Raw genomic sequence first — 19,989 nt, 5'->3', positions numbered from 1 at the left:
AAAATGATAGATATAATAATACTTATATTACTTTTAGCTGGTTTAATAACTGGTGCAAGGCGAGGACTAATTGTCCAACTTATTCATATGACTGGTTTTATAATCGCACTCATAGTGGCTTACACCTATTATAAACCACTTGCAGAGAAATTTGTGTTATGGATTCCGTTTCCAGCAATAACTACTGGTTCAAAGTTAACGATTGCAGTGGACAGCTTAGATCTTGATCAAACTTTTTATCGAATTATTGCGTTTGCCATTATTTTTGTCGCAGTTAAATTTGCACTACAATTACTTGCGTCGATGTTTGATTTTTTAAAGTATTTGCCAATACTAGGTTTTGTTAGCAATATTGTGGGGGCCATTTTAGGATTTATCGAGTTTTATTTTATTATGTTTGTTCTACTATACGTATTGGCCCTTTTACCAATTGATTTGATTCAGAATCTAATAGCTAACTCCGTATTAACAGGATGGATGCTTGAACATACGCCGATATTATCAGAACTAGTAAAAAAATGGTGGTTTATTTATATAGAAAAATAACTATTCTCAGGTAATCTGTGAACAATTTCAAATTTATATTAATGAGTTAATTTCATAATTAGTACTTTGTCATTAAAATACGAACATTTATCACTTGGTTGATTGAAGCGGCAGGCGGCGACTCCAGCGGGATGAGTGAGACAGATAAGCCATCACAAACGACGCGTGAGCGGCGGTGATGGCTTATCGCTCACCCCGCGGAAAGCGTCCGCCTATAGCTGAAATCAACTATACTTTATTCCGTGTAAAATATATATTCCTTTAGTATTGTTCGTGTTTTTTTTATGTAAATTGGAATTATGAAATTGATTCAACTACTTTTAATAAGGTGCTGTTCAACTACAAGGTTGTTATTTGGTAGAATCCGTTGCATTCCGAGGGCGAACTGACAAGCCTCCTCGGCTTCGTCTGTGGAGTCTCGTCTGTTTCGCTTTCCCGCAGGAGTCTACACGGATTCTACCGCAAATTGTACACTAAAAACAACAGTAAAATATTTCAGCGTCTCTAATAAAAACTTCTCTCAGTAGAGGGAAGTTTTTTTGAATGAAAGGAGTCCTAGTGATGGATAAAAAGACGATTATTAAAACATTAGAAAAAATTGCTTTATATATGGAACTACAAGGTGAAAATCCTTTTAAAGTGTCTGCTTTTCGTAAAGCGGCGCAAGTATTAGAATTAGATGCACGAAGCCTTTCAGAAATGGACAATATCTCCTCCTTAAAAGGTATAGGGGCTGCCACAGGTGCAGTTATAGAAGATTTAATGACAACTGGGGAATCCTCTTTACTAAAGGAACTACAAAATACCGTACCTAGTGGATTACTACCGATGTTAAAAATACCTGGACTTGGTGGCAAGAAAATCGCCAAGTTATATAAAGACTTACAAATAGATTCCATTGATGCATTAAGGGTAGCTTGTGAGGAAGGCAAAGTCCGAGTACTTCCTGGATTTGCTGCAAAAACAGAAGAGAAAATACTAGCAGAGTTAGCAAACTTTCAATCAAAACCGGAACGAACTGCGGTTTGGCAGCTGGAACCAATCGTGGAATTAATAGAAAATACATTAACTGCTATTCCGTTGATTGCAAAATTTTCGGTAGCAGGCTCTTATCGGAGAGTAAAAGAGGCCAGCAAAGACATCGACTTTATTATTGCTACTAGCTCTCCCCAAGAAGTTCGAGAAGAACTATTAAATAAGCTTCCCGTATTAAAGGTAATAGCAGCTGGGGAAACGAAAGTATCAGTTACATTGGACGTAGAAAATGAAGTAGATGTAGACTTTAGACTAGTGGAATTACATCAATTTGCTTCTGCGCTAAACCATTTTACTGGTTCAAAAGATCATAATATTAAAATGAGACAAATTGCAAAGGACCAAGGGAAGAAAATTAGTGAATATGGTGTAGAGCTAGAGGATGGAACAGTGGAGCATTTTGAGTCAGAGCAGGATTTCTATGCTTATTTTGACTTGCCTTTTATCCCTCCTACTGTTCGAGAAGATGGTTCGGAATTTACAAAGCTCGATCAATTGCCATTCCTCGTTACGTTAGATGATATTCAAGGTGATTTTCATATGCATTCCACATGGTCAGATGGGGCACACTCGATAGAAGAAATGGTGGAGGCCTGTCTAGCAAAAGGGTATTCCCATATCGTCATTACAGATCACTCAGACTATTTAAAAGTTGCAAATGGACTTTCAAAAGAGCGATTATTAAACCAAATCGAAACGATTCGAGCATTAAACGCCAAGTATACAAATATCGAAATTTTTGCAGGAACAGAAATGGACATTCTTCCGGATGGTTCGCTTGATTTTGATGATGAATTATTAAAGCAATTAGACTTTGTAATTGCTTCGATCCATTCAAGTTTTAGTCAGCCACAAGAAAAGATTATGGAGCGACTATTAAATGCAGTCAAAAATCCATATGTGCATATGATTGCGCATCCAACAGGTAGAATTATTGAACAGCGTAATGGCTATAATCCAGATGTCCCTACACTCATTGAGTGGGCAAAGGAATATGGAAAAATTTTAGAGTTAAATGCCAATCCGTACCGTCTGGATTTACAAACTGATTATTTAAAGATAGCACAAGAAAAAGGCGTACCAATTGCAATAAATACAGATGCACACCATATCAATCAATTAAAATACATGGACATTGGTGTCCGATATGCACAAAAAGCGTGGCTACACAAAGATAATGTCGTGAACACATGGTCATTAGAAAAGTTTAAGCAATTCATACAGAAATAAATAGGAGGTGCCTTAGTGATAGCTGAAAGAGCACTGAAAACATTAGAATATTTTAAAATACGAGAAGAAGTTTCGAAATACTGTACTTCTTCCGTCGGAAAAAGTCATATAGATAAACTTGTACCATCTGTCGATTTTGCAGAAGTGGCAAAGCTTTTAGAAGAAATGGATGAAGGACTATCGGTTCTTCGACTAAGAGGTAATGTACCGATGGGTGGGATTACAGATATTCGTCCTCATGCAAAACGCGCACAAATTGGTGGGATGCTAAGTCCCATCGAACTAATGGAAACAGCTAGTACAATTCGAGCAAGTAAAATTCTACGACTATTTTTAGAAAATGTAGCAGAATCAGAGGATGTAGAAATCCCTCATTTTATAGAGAAAAAAGACGCAATGCCAATATTAACTGCACTAGAGCATGAAATAAATGATTGCATCGATGAAAATGGTTCTGTTTTAGACAGTGCGAGCAGTACATTGCGTTCGATTCGCCAGCAATTACGAATCCAAGTTAGTCGTGTTCGCGAAAAATTAGAAAGCTATACGCGAGGTGCAAATGCATCTAAAATGCTTTCCGATTCGATTATTACCATTCGAAATGACCGATATGTTATTCCGGTAAAATCTGAATATCGAAGCCATTATGGTGGGATAATTCACGATCAGTCTTCTTCTGGACAAACTCTATTTATTGAACCATCTGCAGTTGTGCAAATAAATAACGATATTCGCGGTTTAAAAATAAAAGAACAAGAAGAGATTGACCGTATTTTAATTAGATTAACGGCAGAAGTAGAAATAGTAGGACATGAAATTTTCCTACTAGTCAATATTCTAGGGGAAATTGATGTCATTTTGGCGAAAGCAAAGTATGGACAAGCTGAAAAGTGTACGATGCCTGAAATTAATAATAGTGGATATATCCGTTTAGTTAAAGCAAGACATCCACTCATTTCGGTTGATCAAGCAGTGACAAATACGATTGAATTTGGAAAAGACATTACGGCAATCGTCATTACAGGACCTAATACAGGTGGTAAAACCGTGACGCTTAAAACAGTTGGACTATGTACGTTGATGGCGCAAAGTGGGATTCCTATACCTGCATTAGACGGTTCAGAAGTGGCATTATTTGAATCAGTATTTGCAGATATCGGAGATGAGCAATCCATCGAGCAGAGTCTAAGTACATTTTCATCACACATGGTCAATATTGTGGATATTTTGAAGAAATATGATGAAAAATCATTGATATTATTTGATGAGCTTGGAGCTGGAACAGATCCTCAAGAAGGAGCAGCTCTTGCAATTTCTATTTTAGATGCAGTACACGGAACAGGCGCGCGGGTGATGGCTACAACACATTATCCTGAGCTTAAAGCATATGGATATAATCGTCCAGGAGTGGCAAACGCAAGTGTAGAATTTGATGTTGAAACGTTAAGTCCTACTTATAAATTACTAATAGGTGTCCCCGGGCGTAGTAATGCTTTTGAAATCTCCGAGCGCCTTGGTCTTCCGGGACATATTATTTCGCAAGCACAAACGTTTACTGGAACCGATCGCGGAGAAGTGAATTCGATGATTGCTTCATTAGAAGATAGTCGTAGACAAGCCGAAAAAGATGCAGAAGAAACAGAAGTAAGATTAGAAGAAGCCAAACAAATACAAGAAGATTTAGAAAAAAGATTAGCTGAGCTCGATGAGAAAAAAGAGAAATTAGAGCAAAAAGCAAAAGATAAAGCGCGAAAAATTGTGGACGATGCACGTCGTGAAGCAGATGAAATTATTAGTGAGCTACGAAAAATGCAAGCGAATACCCATAAACTCGTAAAAGAGCATGAACTAATTGATGCTAAAAAACGTTTAGAAGAGGCACTTCCGAACAATCCAGTTCTTAAAAAGCAAAAGAAACTCAACGAACTTGGTAAAGAACTGAAATCCGGAGATGAAGTGAAGGTTCTGAGTTTTGGTCAAAGAGGAACATTATTAGATAAACTTTCTAATTCTGAATGGTCAGTTCAAATTGGTATGTTAAAAATGAAACTCGATGAGTCTGATTTAGAATATATTAAGCCGGAAAAACAAAAACAAACTGTTTCTGTCAATGCTGTTCGTGGTAGAGATTCACATGTGAAACTCGAGCTTGATCTTCGTGGAGAGCGATATGAAGATGCCATTATTCGGACAGAAAAATATCTAGACGATGCCATTCTTTCAAATTACCCGCGTATTTCCATTATTCATGGAAAAGGGACAGGTGTTTTAAGACAGGCGATTCAACAGTACTTAAAAAATCATTCGCGTGTCAAAAGCTACCGTTTTGGTGAAGCAGGAGAAGGTGGACATGGTGTAACGGTTGTTGAATTAAAATAATTGCCTCTTTATATTAGGCTGTTGTTATTTAGAAGCATATATTATTGACGAAAATTCGCGGAAAGCGAGCGGATTTTCGTTCATAACAACAGGATCGTTTATCATAGCCAAATAATAAAATAAATGAAACCTTTTATCGGTCTAACCGTATAGAAAGAAAAGTGTAAAAGGGGTTATTATGTTGCTACTATCTAGTTTTTGGTCAAACCCACTAGTGGAGTCTGCTGGTTATTTTAGTGTAGTCATTTTATGTTTAGTAGTATCAATGGTTTTATTTGAGATTGTGACGAAATATAAAAACTGGCAAGAAATCAAAAACGGGAATGTTGCAGTTGCTTTGGCAACTGGAGGAAAGATCTTTGGGGTTTGTAATATTTTCAGATTTTCAATCGCAGAGCATAATTCATTATTTGAAATGATTGGCTGGGGACTATTTGGATTCTCCCTGTTAATAGTGGCATACTGGTTATTTGAATTTCTAACACCGACTTTTAATGTTGATAAAGAAATAGAAAATGATAATCGTTCCGTTGGATTTATTTCTCTTATTATTTCCGTTGGCTTATCATTTGTTATTGGTGCAAGTATTTAACTTGATTCAGCAAAAATGTTTTTTGTATTTGATTAGGAGCGATCTAGATGGAGAAATTGTCGAAAATTTTAATTGCTGTAGGCATACTTTTTGTTGCTATCGGAATAATATATGTTGTAATGAATTAATAGAATGAGTATCAAATCATTCAGAGACTGTTAGTAACGCTTCCACTCATGTAAATGAATAAGCGAATTCAAGCAGTCTCTTTTTTAATTGAAGAATTGAATTGTCATTCATTTTTATCTATAATAAAAATATTAATATTCTTATTATTAAAAATAAAAGGGGGCAATAAGTTGACTGAAAAACCATGGCTGTCACATTATCCACCGGAAATATCGCATACGCTTAACTATGAATCTATTCCAGTTCAAGAATATTTAACGCGAGCATACAAGAGATTTCCACTGAAAGTGGCCATTCATTTTTTGGGAAGAGATGTATCATACAAAGAGCTATATGAATCTTCGTTGAAATTTGCAAATTACTTGAAGTCGTTAGGTATTCAAAAAGGGGACAGAGTGGCAATCATGTTACCAAACTGTCCGCAAGGGGTAATAGGATATTACGGAGCCTTATTTGCAGGGGCAATTGTAGTACAAACAAACCCACTTTATACAGAACGAGAAATATCGTATCAAATGAAAGACTCAGGTGCTAAAGTAATTTTAGCATTAGATATTTTATTTCCTCGAATTTCAAAAGTAATCAAAGACACAGATTTAGAAAATATTATACTAACAGGAATTAAAGATTATTTACCTTTTCCGAAGAGTCTTGTTTATCCTTTCATTCAAAAGAAACAGTATGGATTTAGTGTGAAGGTAGAACATCGAGGAATGAATCATTTATTCAATGAAATAATGAAGGTTGCGAAACCAAGTACAATCGAAATGCCTTTTGATTTTGAAGAAGATATTGCACTGTTACAATATACTGGTGGAACGACAGGATTTCCGAAAGGTGTTATGCTAACCCACAAAAACTTAATATCTAATGCGTCCATGTGCAACGCATGGCTGTACAAATGTAAAGAAGGCGAAGAAAGTATTTTAGGGATTTTACCATTCTTCCATGTGTATGGGATGACTGCAGTTTTAATACTTTCTGTTCTGTTAGGAAATAGAATGATATTATTACCAAAGTTCGATGTAGAAACAGCGCTTAAAACAATTGATAAGCAAAAGCCAACCTTGTTTCCAGGGGCGCCTACTATATACATTGGTATTCTAAACCATCCGGATGTTCAAAAATATGATTTGTCTTCTATTGTTGCTTGTTTAAGTGGTTCAGCAGCTTTACCGGTAGAAATTCAAGAAAAATTTGAAAAAGTTACTGGTGGTAAATTAGTAGAAGGTTATGGGCTAACTGAAACTTCACCTGTAACTCATGCAAATTTAATTTATAGCGATCAACGCGTAAAAGGTTCAGTAGGCATTCCTTGGCCGGATACAGAATCTGTTATTTTAGGAGTAGAATCTACAACCCCTCTTCCACCTGGTGAAATTGGAGAAATTGCAGTAAGAGGTCCACAAGTTATGAAAGGCTATTGGAACCGTCCGGAAGATACAGAAATGACGATGCGAGATGGATGGTTTTTAACAGGAGATTTAGGATACATGGATGAAAGCGGTTACTTTTTTATTGTCGATCGTAAAAAAGATTTAATAATTGCTGGCGGGTATAATATTTATCCTCGAGATGTAGAAGAAGTACTTTACGAACATCCGGCTATTCAGGAATGTGTTGTGGCAGGAGTACCAGATCCATATCGCGGTGAAACGGTTAAAGCATATATCGTATTAAAGGATGGAGTCGCTACAACGGAAGAGGAATTAGATAAGTTTTGTCGTGAAAACTTAGCAGCTTTTAAAGTTCCGAGAATATATGAATTTAGAAAAGAGTTGCCGAAAACAGCAGTTGGTAAAATATTAAGAAGAAGCCTAATAGAAGAAGAAAAAGAAAAATTGAAACAAGTGGCAATAGAGAGTTAATTGTTTATTGACATAATAGAAAATTAAATATAATATAAAAATATGAATGAATCATCATTCATATTTTTATTTTTGGGGCTGAATTCAATGAAAAAAGATAAACCTAAGTATAAGCAAATTATTGACGCTGCAATTATCGTCATTGCAGAAAATGGATATCATCAGTCGCAAGTTTCTAAAATTGCCAAGGAAGCTGGTGTAGCAGACGGGACGATTTACCTGTATTTCAAAAACAAAGAAGATATATTAATATCCGTATTTGAAGAAAAAATGGAGATGTTCGCTAATAATTTACAAGAAATAATAAAAGAAGATGTGAGCGCTTCAGAAAAATTATATAAGATGATTGAAAATCATTTTAAGGTACTTGCAAGCAATCATCACTTAGCAACTGTCACGCAATTGGAGCTGCGACAATCAAATCTGGCTTTACGTTTACGTATAAATGCCATTTTAAAAAACTATTTAGTTTTCCTAGAAACGATACTGAAAGAAGGCATCGAAAAGGGAGAATTTGAAAATAACTTGGATATTCGCTTAGCAAGACAAATGGTTTTTGGTACAATTGATGAGACGACAACTACTTGGGTCATGAATGAATATAAATATAGTTTAGTTGACTTAACAGAAAAAGTACATCGTCTATTGTTAAAGGGGATAAAGTGAAACTTCCATCAGTGGGGGGGTTCTTCATCCCACACTGATGGTTAGTTGAACCAATCGGGGATTACATGCTGTCTATCCCCACCTATTTTTTCTCGATTTCCTCTCGCAAAAGTTGTGGTGGGGGTATTACAGCCTGTTAAACCGGTATAAAAGCATAACAAAGGGGAAGTGAGCAAATGGAATTTTTATCATGGACTATTGAAGATCATGTAGCGATAGTTACGCTTAATCGTCCACCAGCTAATGCATTAGCTAGCGGAGTTATTTTAGAAATAAATAGCTTTCTAGACGATGTAGCAAATGATGATACCGTTCGAGTTGTTTTACTTAAAGGAGAAGGAAGATTCTTTTCTGCAGGAGCAGATATAAAGGAATTCACTTCTATATCAACAGGAGAAGAATTTTCGGAATTAGCTACAAGCGGGCAATTAATTTTCGAAAAACTTGAAACATTCCCAAAACCAGTGATTGCTGCAATTCATGGTGCTGCACTTGGTGGAGGTCTGGAATTAGCGATGAGCTGTCATATTCGACTTGTTTCGGAAAATGCAAAGCTTGGCCTTCCTGAATTACAGTTAGGGTTAATCCCTGGCTTTGCTGGAACACAGCGTCTTCCACGTTATGTTGGATTTGCAAAGGCGGCAGAAATGCTGTTAAGTAGCGATCCGATTAGTGGGAGAGAAGCGGCTCAATTTGGCTTAGCGAATCATGCTTACCCAGAAGAAGAACTATTTGCTCGCGCAAAGGAACTAGCAACCCAAATTGCAAAGAAAAGCCCTGTAGCTGTAAAAGCAGCTTTAGAAATGCTTCAATATGTGAAACCAGCTTCTTACTATGAAGGTGTGAAAGCAGAAGCAAATGCTTTTGGAACGGTATTCGTTTCAGAAGATGCAAAAGAAGGTATTTCAGCGTTCTTAGAAAAAAGACAGCCTATTTTTAAAGGGAAATAATTACTTGTTGAGAAGGAAACAACACTATACACATTGGGGGATTTCTAAATGAATATTTATGTTTTAGTGAAACGTACATTTGATACAGAGGAAAAAATTGTCGTAAGCGGCGGTAAAATTCAAGAAGACGGTGCAGAATTCATCATTAACCCATATGACGAATATGCGATTGAAGAAGCAATTCAAGTTCGCGACGCACAAGGTGGAGAAGTAACTGTAATCACTATGGGTGGGGAAGATGCAGAGAAACAACTTCGCACAGCGCTTGCAATGGGAGCAGACAAAGCTGTACTTATTAATTTAGAAGACGACGTAGAAGAAATGGACCAATTTACAGCTGCACAGATCATTTCTGAATACTTAAAAGATAAAAGTCCTGATTTAATTTTAGCTGGTAACGTTGCCATTGACGGTGGATCTGGACAAGTAGGCCCACGTGTTGCAGAATTATTAGGCATCAACTATGTAACAACAATTACAAACCTAGAAATAAACGGAACAACTGTTACGATTAAGCGTGACGTAGAAGGGGATACTGAAGTATTAGAAACTTCTTTACCACTTTTAGTAACTGCTCAACAAGGTTTAAATGAACCACGTTATCCTTCATTACCAGGAATTATGAAAGCGAAGAAAAAACCTTTGGATGAAATAGAATTAGATGATCTTGATATCGATGAAGACGATGTCGTAGCTAAAACAGAAACCCTTGAGATTTATCTTCCTCCTAAAAAGGAAGCAGGAAAAGTATTAGAGGGCGAATTAGCTGACCAAGTGAAAGAGTTAGTTCACTTACTTCATTCGGAAGCAAAAGTCATTTAACTTGGTTTAACAGATGGTCACTTCTGGAAGCAAGTGCTCCAAGGTGTATTTGATTCGAATTCATACTCAAACTGGGAGGAAAACAACATGTCTAAAAAAGTATTAGTATTAGGGGAAGCGCGTGAGGGTGCTTTACGTAATGTATCATATGAAGCTATTGCCGCTGCAAAGCAAATTTCTGATGGTGGGGAAGTAGTTAGTGTTCTACTAGGAGATTCAGTGAAAGAGCTAGCTGTTGAACTTGCTAAATATGGTGCTGACCGCGTGATCACTGTTGAGCACCCACATTTAAAACAGTATACATCAGACGGGTATGGCCAAGCTATACTTGCTGTCATTGAGCAAGAAAAACCAGGAGCGATTGTTTTCGGACATACTGCCCTTGGAAAAGACTTATCGCCAAAAATTGCAAGTAAATTACAAGTTGGTTTAGTATCTGACGTTACAGCTATTGAAGGGGAAGGCGATGAAGCTGTATACATTCGTCCAATCTATTCTGGTAAAGCGTTTGAGAAAGTTAAAGTAAAAGACGGAATCGAATTTATTACAATTCGTCCAAACAATATTGCTCCTCTTGCAAAAGATGATAGCAAAACAGGTGATGTCTCTTCCTTATCGGTAGATATAACGAACCTTCGTACCATTATTAAAGAGGTTGTTCGTAAATCTTCCGAAGGTGTAGATCTATCAGAAGCAAAAGTAGTTATTGCTGGTGGTCGTGGAGTGAAAAGTGAAGAAGGCTTTGCACCTTTAAAAGAGCTTGCAGCCGTGTTAGGTGGAGCAGTAGGTGCATCACGTGGAGCTTGTGACGCTGATTACTGTGATTACTCACTACAAATTGGCCAAACAGGTAAAGTAGTTACACCAGACCTTTATATCGCAGCTGGTATTTCAGGAGCAATCCAACATTTAGCTGGTATGTCTAACTCGAAGATAATCGTAGCAATCAATAAAGATCCAGAGGCTAATATTTTCAAAGTAGCAGACTACGGTATTGTCGGAGACCTATTTGAAGTAATTCCAATGCTTACGGAAGAATTTAAAAATTTAAAAGTGAATGCATAAAAATTGATACTCGGTTCTGTTAAAAGGGCCGAGTTTTTTCATATTACTTGCCTGTAAGCTAAAATGTAGAAGTAGCGTTTTTTGTCTGCTATAATCTATTTATAGTTAAAAAAAGGAGGAAATTTATAATGGCAATAGTTCACGGAACAGATCAAACTTTCAATCAAGATATAGAAGAAGGTTTAGTATTAGTAGATTTTTGGGCAACATGGTGTGGGCCTTGTAAAATGATTGCTCCTGTATTAGAAGAAATGGACGCTGAAATGAGCGATAAAGTCAAAATCGTAAAAGTAGATGTAGATGAAAATCAAGCAACTGCTAGCGAGTTTGGAATTATGTCAATTCCGACATTAGTATTATTCAAGGATGGTAAACCAGTAGATAAAGCTGTTGGATTCCAACCAAAAGAAGCATTAGTTCAATTTGTAGAAAAAAACGCATAATAATAAAACCGGGTCCTCTAAGGTCCCGGTTTTTTTAAACGGGTGATAAAATGAACGATTTAATCCAACAAAAATGTGCTATATTACCAGATCAACCTGGTTGTTATTTAATGAAGGACCGCCAAGGAACCATTATATATGTCGGTAAAGCAAAAATACTAAAGAATCGAGTACGCTCTTACTTTACAGGGTCTCACGATGGAAAAACACAAAGATTAGTACAGGAAATAGTGGACTTTGAATATATCGTCACATCGTCTGATATAGAAGCATTAATTCTCGAGCTTCATCTTATTAAAAAACATGATCCGAAATATAATATTATGTTAAAAGATGACAAGACGTATCCATATATTAAAATCACGGCTGAGAAAAATCCAAAGCTAATCATCACGAGGCAAGTAAAGAAGGATAAGGGCAAATATTTTGGTCCTTATCCAAATGTACATGCTGCAAATGAAACGAAAAAGCTACTTGATCGTTTATATCCTTTGCGGAAATGTCAAAAGTTACCTAACCAAGTTTGTTTATATTATCATATGGGACAATGTTTAGCTCCTTGCGTGAAAGAAATTGAAGATTCTATCTATAAAGAAATGATTCAAGAAATCTCTAGTTTTTTAAACGGTGGGCATACGAATGTAAAAAAGGACTTAACGGAAAAAATGCAGTCTGCAGCAGAACAATTAGAATTTGAACGTGCAAAAGAGTATAGAGATCAGATTGCACATATTGAAATGGTAATGGAAAAGCAAAAAATGACGATGAATGACTTCACAAATCGAGACATCTTTGGATATACGGTTGATAAAGGATGGATGTGTGTTCAAGTATTTTTTATTCGTCAAGGTAAATTAATCGAAAGAGATGTTTCACTATTCCCGATTTATCGTGATCCAGAAGAGGAGTTCCTGACATTTTTAGGTCAATTTTATGCCAAGCCAGAACATATTAAACCAAAAGAAATATTTGTTCCGATTAATACAGACTTGCATTTAGCTTCGGAGCTATTACAAATGAAAGTGATTATTCCGCAAAAAGGTACAAAAAAAGATTTAGTTGATTTGGCAGAAAAAAATGCAGTATTAGCATTAAGCGAAAAGTTTCATTTGATTGAAAGACGTGAGGAACGTACGATAGGTGCGGTAGAGGAATTAGGAAATATAATGGGGATTTCAACTCCAAATCGAATAGAAGCCTTTGATAATTCGCATATCCATGGTACGGACGCTGTTTCTGCTATGGTTGTTTTTGTAGATGGAAAAGCGTACAAAAAAGATTATCGTAAATATAAAACGAAGACTGCCGCGAAGCATGATGATTATGGTGCGATGAGAGAAGTTGTTCGTAGAAGATATACAAGAGTTCTAAAAGATCAATTACCTTTACCAGATTTAATCATTATTGATGGAGGGAAAGGACAAATAGAGGCTGCTCGTGAAATCATCGAAGATGAATTGGGCCTAGATGTTCCGATTGCTGGTCTTGCGAAAGATGGGAAGCACCAAACCTCTCAGCTTTTGTATGGAGACCCAATTGACATGATTCCGATGAAGCGTACGAGCGAAGCATTTTATTTACTGCAACGTATTCAGGATGAAGTGCACCGATTTGCTATTACATTCCATCGTCAACAACGTGGAAAGCATACAATAGCTTCTTCGTTAGACGGGATAGAAGGAATTGGACCAAAACGAAAAAAACTATTACTAAAGCATTTTGGATCTTTAAAGAAGATGGAAGCTGCTAGTAAAGAAGAGTTTATAGATGCTGGACTTTCCAGTAAGCTCGCAGACGTTATGATAAATCATTTTCATAAAAATTCGTTGTCTTCAGAATAATGTTGTGTTATGGTTGAAACAATTTAATATTCACTATTCAAAAGTGAAGATAGAGGTGCGAATTAACAAGAGTACTCATCAGGAGGATGAAAAGTTCCTAGGATTGTTGAGAAAAGGGTTATTCGCCGAAATATAGAAAAGCTTTTCCTTCTCTATGTTGGTCCTGCATTTAAGAGATGTAGGATTGTCAGAATTTGATATTCTGGAGGGCTATCTCACATGGACAATTACTTTTTGACCGTGTATGAGACAATGCTTTTCACAATATGTGAAAAGCATTTTTTAATCCTTGCAGATAAAAAAGGGAGATAATGTTCATGAGTAAAATTGTTATGAAGTTTGGTGGTACCTCTGTTGGGACTACAGAAAAAATTGCACATGTAGCTAATCGAATACGCAAAGAAAAAGAAAAAGGTCATGATATTGTGGTTGTCGTTTCAGCCATGGGGAAAACGACAGATGAGTTAGTGAAACTAGCACATGAAATAACGGAAAGTCCCACTAAAAGAGAAATGGATATGCTGTTAACCACTGGAGAACAGGTAACGATGTCTTTACTTGCAATCCAATTAAATGCTTTAGACATTGATGCCATTTCTTTAACAGGTTGGCAAGCAGGCTTACAAACAGACAATGTATATAGAAATGCTCGAGTAGAAAATTTGGATGGCTCTAAAATTCTGAACTTGTTAGAGGAAGATAAAGTAGTCATTGTTGCGGGATTTCAAGGGGTTTCAAGCGATGGAGAAATTACGACGCTTGGTAGAGGTGGATCAGATACAACTGCAGTAGCAATTGCTGTATCAATAGAGGCGGATATTTGTGACATTTATACAGATGTAGAAGGGGTATTTACTTCAGACCCACGATTCGTCCCAAATGCAAGGAAATTAGAGCAGTTGGAATATGACGAAATGCTTGAGCTTGCTAATTTAGGTGCAGGTGTATTGCATCCAAGAGCAGTGGAATTTGCAAAAAACTATAATATTCCATTAAGAGTTCGTTCCAGCTATGTAGAAAATGAGGGTACTATTTTAAAGGAGGAAGTAGACGTGGAAAAAAATTTAGTAGTTCGTGGAGTAGCATTTGAATCGGATATTGTTCGATTAACGATAGAGTACGAAGTTCCTTTTAACGGTTCGTTAGCTTCTATCTTTACTACACTTGCTAATAATCATATAGATGTAGATATTATTGTTCAATCCATTGTAGATGGTGTAAAACCAACTGTTTCATTTTCTATAAAAAAAGAATCCTTATCAGAAGCAATTACAGTTTTAGAAACTCATAAAGAAGTGCTTGGTTTTACATTTGCTGATTTTGAGGTGGGTCTAGCAAAGGTTTCAATCGTTGGGTCTGGTATGGTTTCTAATCCTGGTGTCGCTGCACAAATGTTCGATCGTTTGCGTAAAGAAAATATTCCGGTGAAAATGGTGAGTACTTCTGAAATAAAAGTTTCCGTCGTGGTACCCCAACAAAATATGATTCTTGCAGCTAATGCATTACACGATGAATTTAAATTAGGACTTAGCCAGTAAGAAGCGAAAAAAGCAATGTACATAGTCTATGACATGTACATTGCTTTTCGTTGGATTATTTACTTTTTATATCCCATTTAATATGAAAAGTAACGATTCCATTCTTTTTTAATTGTTCATCATAGCATTCAGTTAAGTAACCAGCTATTTTTTGTTGTTGCTCTGCTAAGAAGCCAGCTTCTAGTCGGTGGCTGCGACTTATCCCACTTTGGGGTAAATTATACGTATGTAATGTATAGTAAGCAGAATCCTTTGTTGTTTTATCGAGTTCTAGTGTACCCCATCCTGCTTCTTGGAAGAAAGAGATGGCTTCTTCCATCGAATAGAGTGGAAATTTGCGAGCAAGATCTTTTCCAGCCCAATATAATATGTCTTTTTCATGTTTTCCGAGAATAGAAGCAAGCACGTGGTCTCTTATTAATTCATATCCAAAGGAAGTTACATGTGAATGTTCTTTTTCATTCAAGTAGCAACCCATCTTTCCAAAAAAAATATTAATCTATCTTGTTTATTTTATCATAAATAAATTTGTCTTGGTAACCGAATAGTTTGTGAAAAAATAATTCAATCATTATAGAGGAATGAAAGTAGAAAGATTACTTAAATAATTAATCCTGCCTTGACGCTCAAAAATGTTGAGAGTACAATGGATATGTCATAAATTCGTAACATGAATATGTGAACAAGTGATGATACCTATTGTTCTATTACGATAGTAATTCATCTTTGTCAAATGTAAATATGAGGGAGGTACCTGTTTTGTCGAAAGATCGCGAATTTTACTTGCGCCGATTACATTCTTTATTAGGAATAATTCCTGTTGGATTGTTTGTGACGCAACATTTAGTAGTAAACCATTTTGCTACAAGAGGTGCAGAGGCATTTAATGGTGCAACACATTTTATGGAGAGTCTTCCATTCAAATTAATGCTGGAGATTTTCGTAATTTACTTACCATTAATGTACCATGCGTTTTACGGGATTTACATTGCATTTACTGCAAAAAATAATTCAAAAAACTTTGGAACACTTCGCAACTATTTGTTTATTTTACAACGTTTTACTGGGATTTTTCTTGTTGTATTCATCGCTTGGCATGTATTTGAAACAAGATTTCAAGCTGCAATTGGAGCAAAAGAAGTTAATTTTAATATGATGGCAGAAATATTATCAAATCCATGGATGTTAGGCTTCTATATTGTAGGGATAATTTCAGCTACATTCCATTTAGCTAACGGTATTTGGTCATTCTTAGTTAGCTGGGGTATTACTCAATCTCCAAAATCACAACAAGTTGCTACATATGTAACATTAGTAATCTTCTTAGCGTTATCTGTAGTTGGCGTACAAGCTCTTTTAGCATTCGTATAAGGAACCTTCTACACAATCAACTACTATTAAATAAGGAGTGAGAATAGCATGGCAAAAAGTAAACTTATTGTTGTCGGCGGTGGTTTAGCTGGATTAATGGCAACAATGAAAGCGGCCGAAGATGGCACACACGTAGATCTATTTTCATTAGTTCCTGTAAAACGCTCACACTCTGTTTGTGCGCAAGGCGGTATTAACGGGGCTGTAAATACAAAAGGAGAAGGAGATTCACCAGCAGTACACTTAGATGACACTGTCTATGGTGGAGACTTCTTAGCAAACCAGAAACCAGTAAAAGCAATGACTGATGCTGCTCCTGGAATTATTAGTTTGTTTGACCGTATGGGTGTTATGTTCAACCGTACACCGGAAGGATTATTAGATTTCCGTCGTTTTGGTGGTACTTTGATGCACCGTACAGCATTTTCTGGTGCAACAACTGGTCAACAACTTCTATATGCTTTGGATGAGCAAGTGCGTCGTTTTGAAGTAGATGGTCTTGTTACGAAATTCGAAGGATGGGAATTCCTTGGAATAATTAAAGATAGTGAAGGTGTTTGTCGCGGTATTAAAGCGCAAAATCTTCAAACAATGGAAATTCGTGCTTTCCGTGGGGATGCAGTAATTATGGCTACTGGTGGACCTGGTATTATCTTTGGGAAAACGACGAATTCAATTATTAACACTGGTTCAGCAGCTTCTATCGTTTATCAACAAGGTGCATATTATGCAAATGGAGAATTTATTCAAATTCACCCAACTGCAATCCCTGGTGATGACAAATTACGATTAATGTCAGAATCTGCACGTGGTGAAGGTGGACGTATTTGGACTTACAAAGACGGCAAGCCTTGGTATTTCTTAGAAGAAAAATATCCTGCGTATGGTAACTTGGTTCCACGTGATATCGCAACACGTGAAATCTTTGACGTATGTGTTAACCAAAAACTTGGTATTAACGGAGAAAACATGGTGTATCTAGATCTTTCACACAAAGATCCTCATGAACTAGACGTAAAACTAGGTGGCATTATCGAAATTTATGAGAAATTCACAGGTGATGACCCTCGTAAAGTACCAATGAAGATCTTCCCAGCGGTTCACTATTCTATGGGTGGACTTTGGGTAGATGAAGATCAAATGACGAATATTCCTGGTTTATTTGCTGCAGGAGAATGTGATTATTCACAACATGGTGCAAACCGTTTAGGAGCAAACTCACTACTATCTGCTGTATTCGGAGGAAGTGTTGCTGGTCCTAATGCAGTAAAATATATGAAACATCTTGATACTCATGCTGAAGATATGGACGCTACTATTTTTGAAGCGGAAGTTAAACTTGAGCAAGAGAAATGGGATAAAACAATGGCGCTGTCAGGTACTGAAAATGCATACTTACTTCATAAAGAACTAGGTGAGTGGATGACAGACAATGTAACAGTTGTTCGTTACAATGACAAACTGGAAGCTACAGATAAAAAAATTCAAGAATTACTTGAACGATATGAACATATCAATATGAATGATACACAACAATGGTCGAACCAAGGTGCTTCATTTACTCGTCAATTGAAGAACATGTTATACTTAGCTCGCGTTATTACGATTGGAGCACTTCAACGTAACGAAAGCCGAGGCGCACATTACAAACCTGACTTCCCAGAGCGTAATGATGAAGAGTTCATGAAAACGACAATGGCGAAATTTGATCCTGCAACAGGGACTCCAATTTTCCATTATGAAGAAATAGATGTATCTCTTATTGCACCTCGTAAACGTGATTATTCTTCTACGAAAGGAGAGAAATAAAATGGTTACAGCAACTGAAACGAAAAAAGTACAAATAGAAATTTTCCGTCAAGATACACCTGAATCCACACCCTATTGGGAAAAATTCGAAGTGAACTGGCGTCCAAATATGAATGTTATTTCTGCTTTAATGGAAATTCGTCAAAATCCAGTTAACGCTGATGGAAAAGCTACTACTCCAGTAGCTTGGGATATGAGTTGTTTAGAAGAAGTTTGTGGAGCTTGTTCCATGGTTATTAATGGTCGTCCACGTCAATCATGTTCTGCTCTTATAGACCAATTGACACAACCGATTCAATTAGCACCAATGAAAACATTCCCAGTAGTTCGTGACCTTCAAGTAGATAGAACGCGTATGTTTGATGCTTTGAAAAAAGTAAAAGCATGGGTTCCTATTGATGGTACTTACGATCTTGGAGAAGGTCCACGTATGCCAGAACGCAAACGCCAATGGGCATATGAATTATCAAAATGTATGACTTGTGGTGTATGTTTGGAAGCTTGTCCAAACGTAAACAGTGGTTCAAACTTTATAGGGCCAGCTCCACTTTCACAAGTTCGTCTGTTTAATGCGCATCCAACTGGCGCAATGAACAAAGATGAGCGCTTAAATGCAATTATGGGAGATGGAGGCCTTGCAAACTGTGGTAACGCACAAAACTGTGTAGTTGCATGTCCAAAAGGTATTCCTTTAACAACTTCTATCGCTGCTTTAAACCGCGATACAACAGTCCAAATGTTCAAAAACTTCTTCGGAAGCGACCATATGGTTGACTAATACTTTATTAGGAAGTCTGCGTAGAATATTATTCTATGCAGATTTTTTCTTTCTCTGATACAATAAGTGAATAATTATCCATTTTCAGAATGTTGCAAACCTGAATTATCCACTAATAATTCAACATAGGGGGATTAGTATATGAGACCTAGTTACATAGAAGATGCTGCAAGTTGGGAACAAGGATTTGCTTTTTACGCAGAGGTTAGCGTTCGTTTTTCAGAAACGGATATGTATGGACATTTAAATAATACTGTGACCTTTGCTTATTTTGAGTATGCACGCATTGAATACTTCAAACATATAAATCTAATGAACGATTGGTTAAATCCTAAAGGAGAAAAAATTCCTGTCGTAGCTGATTTGCAATGTGATTATGTAAAACAGGTTTTCTTTGATGAAAAACTGCGTATATATGTGAAGGCAAATACAATTGGGTCCTCCTCTGTAGATATTCACTACATGGGTAAAAATGAAAAAGGGGAAATTGTTTTCACTGGTAGAGGGGCAATTGTTCAAATTGATAAGAAAACAGGAAAAGCATCAAAATGGACAGAAAAAGATAAAGAAGTTTTTCAAAAGAGTGTTAACTAGCCGTCACCTACTATCCTCATGCTACATACGTTAGTAGGAGAGTGGATAGGGGGCTATGGCATTGTACGATAGTAATCAGCATCGATCAATACTGACGAACAGAGAACGTCAAATTTTTCAATTACTAGTAGAGGATAATTCTACGAAAGATATTTCAGTAACGCTATCTATTAGTGAAAAAACTGTAAGAAACCATATTTCTAATACAATACAAAAGTTAGGGGTATCGGGAAGGTCACAAGCAATTGTTGAACTATTAAGATTAGGTGAATTATCCTTAAATTGATTTGAATCCTTGCCATTTTCCTCAGAACAAGTCACAATATTAAATAG

Annotated in this window: 18 protein-coding genes and 1 riboswitch; of the genes, 17 read left to right on the top strand and 1 reads right to left on the bottom strand. The window is 36.6% G+C overall.

The genetic code is table 11. The features are described 5' to 3' along the window. The first annotated feature begins 3 nt into the window (after positions 1–3). The 12 genes from MHH81_RS13915 (at position 4) to MHH81_RS13860 (ending at position 15,104) form a co-directional block, all read left to right on the top strand. A complete protein-coding gene (locus MHH81_RS13915) occupies positions 4–546 on the top strand; it encodes a CvpA family protein (protein WP_340922218.1) in 543 nt (180 codons plus the stop codon). 561 nt (positions 547–1,107) lie between these two features. Next, positions 1,108–2,811, top strand: coding sequence for a DNA polymerase/3'-5' exonuclease PolX (gene polX, locus MHH81_RS13910; RefSeq protein WP_340922216.1), 1,704 nt, complete (start codon positions 1,108–1,110; stop codon positions 2,809–2,811). Between the two features lie 15 nt (positions 2,812–2,826). Then, a complete protein-coding gene (locus tag MHH81_RS13905) occupies positions 2,827–5,190 on the top strand; it encodes an endonuclease MutS2 (RefSeq protein ID WP_340922213.1) in 2,364 nt (787 codons plus the stop codon). A 178-nt stretch (positions 5,191–5,368) separates the two neighbouring features. Continuing rightward, positions 5,369–5,782 (top strand): DUF350 domain-containing protein, encoded by a 414-nt coding sequence (locus MHH81_RS13900; RefSeq protein WP_445678095.1) that lies wholly within the window; start codon positions 5,369–5,371, stop codon positions 5,780–5,782. A gap of 299 nt (positions 5,783–6,081) precedes the next feature. Continuing rightward, positions 6,082–7,779: an AMP-binding protein gene (locus MHH81_RS13895; RefSeq protein ID WP_340922211.1), complete on the top strand. Its 1,698-nt coding sequence runs from the start codon at positions 6,082–6,084 to the stop codon at positions 7,777–7,779. 87 nt (positions 7,780–7,866) lie between these two features. Further along, the gene (locus MHH81_RS13890; RefSeq protein WP_340922209.1) at positions 7,867–8,445 is read left to right on the top strand and encodes a TetR/AcrR family transcriptional regulator; all 579 of its coding nucleotides are present in this window, start codon (positions 7,867–7,869) and stop codon (positions 8,443–8,445) included. Positions 8,446–8,621: 176 nt separating this feature from the next. Next, on the top strand, positions 8,622–9,395 hold the full coding sequence (locus tag MHH81_RS13885) for an enoyl-CoA hydratase (RefSeq protein WP_340922207.1): 774 nt from the start codon (positions 8,622–8,624) through the stop codon (positions 9,393–9,395). 48 nt (positions 9,396–9,443) lie between these two features. Further along, the gene (locus tag MHH81_RS13880) at positions 9,444–10,217 is read left to right on the top strand and encodes an electron transfer flavoprotein subunit beta/FixA family protein (protein WP_340922205.1); all 774 of its coding nucleotides are present in this window, start codon (positions 9,444–9,446) and stop codon (positions 10,215–10,217) included. Between the two features lie 87 nt (positions 10,218–10,304). Beyond that, positions 10,305–11,282, top strand: coding sequence for an electron transfer flavoprotein subunit alpha/FixB family protein (locus MHH81_RS13875; RefSeq protein ID WP_340922203.1), 978 nt, complete (start codon positions 10,305–10,307; stop codon positions 11,280–11,282). A gap of 128 nt (positions 11,283–11,410) precedes the next feature. Beyond that, positions 11,411–11,725, top strand: coding sequence for a thioredoxin (trxA, locus tag MHH81_RS13870; RefSeq protein WP_340922201.1), 315 nt, complete (start codon positions 11,411–11,413; stop codon positions 11,723–11,725). A 50-nt stretch (positions 11,726–11,775) separates the two neighbouring features. Beyond that, the gene (gene uvrC / locus MHH81_RS13865; RefSeq protein ID WP_340922199.1) at positions 11,776–13,566 is read left to right on the top strand and encodes an excinuclease ABC subunit UvrC; all 1,791 of its coding nucleotides are present in this window, start codon (positions 11,776–11,778) and stop codon (positions 13,564–13,566) included. A 42-nt stretch (positions 13,567–13,608) separates the two neighbouring features. Continuing rightward, positions 13,609–13,787, top strand: a riboswitch (Lysine riboswitch). A 96-nt stretch (positions 13,788–13,883) separates the two neighbouring features. Beyond that, entirely contained in the window at positions 13,884–15,104 is a 1,221-nt protein-coding gene (locus MHH81_RS13860) for an aspartate kinase (protein WP_340922196.1), read from the top strand. 55 nt (positions 15,105–15,159) lie between these two features. On the opposite strand, the gene MHH81_RS13855 is transcribed toward MHH81_RS13860, so the two are convergent. After that, on the bottom strand, positions 15,160–15,570 hold the full coding sequence (locus MHH81_RS13855; RefSeq protein ID WP_340922194.1) for a YslB family protein: 411 nt from the start codon (positions 15,568–15,570) through the stop codon (positions 15,160–15,162). A gap of 293 nt (positions 15,571–15,863) precedes the next feature. Here MHH81_RS13855 and MHH81_RS13850 point away from each other — a divergent pair, with 293 nt between their 5' ends. From MHH81_RS13850 to MHH81_RS13830, 5 genes are all read left to right on the top strand, one after another. Next, positions 15,864–16,475, top strand: a complete 612-nt coding sequence (locus MHH81_RS13850; protein WP_340922193.1) for a succinate dehydrogenase cytochrome b558 subunit — start codon at positions 15,864–15,866, stop codon at positions 16,473–16,475. A 48-nt stretch (positions 16,476–16,523) separates the two neighbouring features. Further along, positions 16,524–18,284: a succinate dehydrogenase flavoprotein subunit gene (gene sdhA / locus MHH81_RS13845; RefSeq protein ID WP_340922191.1), complete on the top strand. Its 1,761-nt coding sequence runs from the start codon at positions 16,524–16,526 to the stop codon at positions 18,282–18,284. A 1-nt stretch (position 18,285) separates the two neighbouring features. Continuing rightward, positions 18,286–19,062 carry a succinate dehydrogenase iron-sulfur subunit gene (gene sdhB / locus MHH81_RS13840; protein ID WP_340922189.1) on the top strand — a complete coding sequence of 259 codons (777 nt, stop codon included), beginning with the start codon at positions 18,286–18,288 and terminating at the stop codon, positions 19,060–19,062. Positions 19,063–19,203: 141 nt separating this feature from the next. Continuing rightward, positions 19,204–19,656, top strand: coding sequence for an acyl-CoA thioesterase (locus MHH81_RS13835; protein WP_340922187.1), 453 nt, complete (start codon positions 19,204–19,206; stop codon positions 19,654–19,656). 61 nt (positions 19,657–19,717) lie between these two features. Further along, positions 19,718–19,942, top strand: a complete 225-nt coding sequence (locus MHH81_RS13830) for a helix-turn-helix domain-containing protein (protein ID WP_445678094.1) — start codon at positions 19,718–19,720, stop codon at positions 19,940–19,942. Positions 19,943–19,989: the final 47 nt, after the last annotated feature.

This window comes from Psychrobacillus sp. FSL H8-0484 (assembly GCF_038005325.1).
Classification (GTDB): Bacteria; Bacillota; Bacilli; order Bacillales_A; family Planococcaceae; genus Psychrobacillus.
This window is presented reverse-complemented; position numbering and strand designations above follow the sequence as displayed.

Coding starts and splice junctions, on each gene's coding strand:
- polX (WP_340922216.1), top strand. CDS start 1,108: ATGGATAAAAAGACGATTATTAAAACATTAGAAAAAATTGCTTTATAT.
- sdhB (WP_340922189.1), top strand. CDS start 18,286: ATGGTTACAGCAACTGAAACGAAAAAAGTACAAATAGAAATTTTCCGT.
- MHH81_RS13835 (WP_340922187.1), top strand. CDS start 19,204: ATGAGACCTAGTTACATAGAAGATGCTGCAAGTTGGGAACAAGGATTT.
- sdhA (WP_340922191.1), top strand. CDS start 16,524: ATGGCAAAAAGTAAACTTATTGTTGTCGGCGGTGGTTTAGCTGGATTA.
- MHH81_RS13890 (WP_340922209.1), top strand. CDS start 7,867: ATGAAAAAAGATAAACCTAAGTATAAGCAAATTATTGACGCTGCAATT.
- MHH81_RS13880 (WP_340922205.1), top strand. CDS start 9,444: ATGAATATTTATGTTTTAGTGAAACGTACATTTGATACAGAGGAAAAA.
- uvrC (WP_340922199.1), top strand. CDS start 11,776: ATGAACGATTTAATCCAACAAAAATGTGCTATATTACCAGATCAACCT.
- MHH81_RS13900 (WP_445678095.1), top strand. CDS start 5,369: ATGTTGCTACTATCTAGTTTTTGGTCAAACCCACTAGTGGAGTCTGCT.
- trxA (WP_340922201.1), top strand. CDS start 11,411: ATGGCAATAGTTCACGGAACAGATCAAACTTTCAATCAAGATATAGAA.
- MHH81_RS13875 (WP_340922203.1), top strand. CDS start 10,305: ATGTCTAAAAAAGTATTAGTATTAGGGGAAGCGCGTGAGGGTGCTTTA.
- MHH81_RS13915 (WP_340922218.1), top strand. CDS start 4: ATGATAGATATAATAATACTTATATTACTTTTAGCTGGTTTAATAACT.
- MHH81_RS13885 (WP_340922207.1), top strand. CDS start 8,622: ATGGAATTTTTATCATGGACTATTGAAGATCATGTAGCGATAGTTACG.
- MHH81_RS13860 (WP_340922196.1), top strand. CDS start 13,884: ATGAGTAAAATTGTTATGAAGTTTGGTGGTACCTCTGTTGGGACTACA.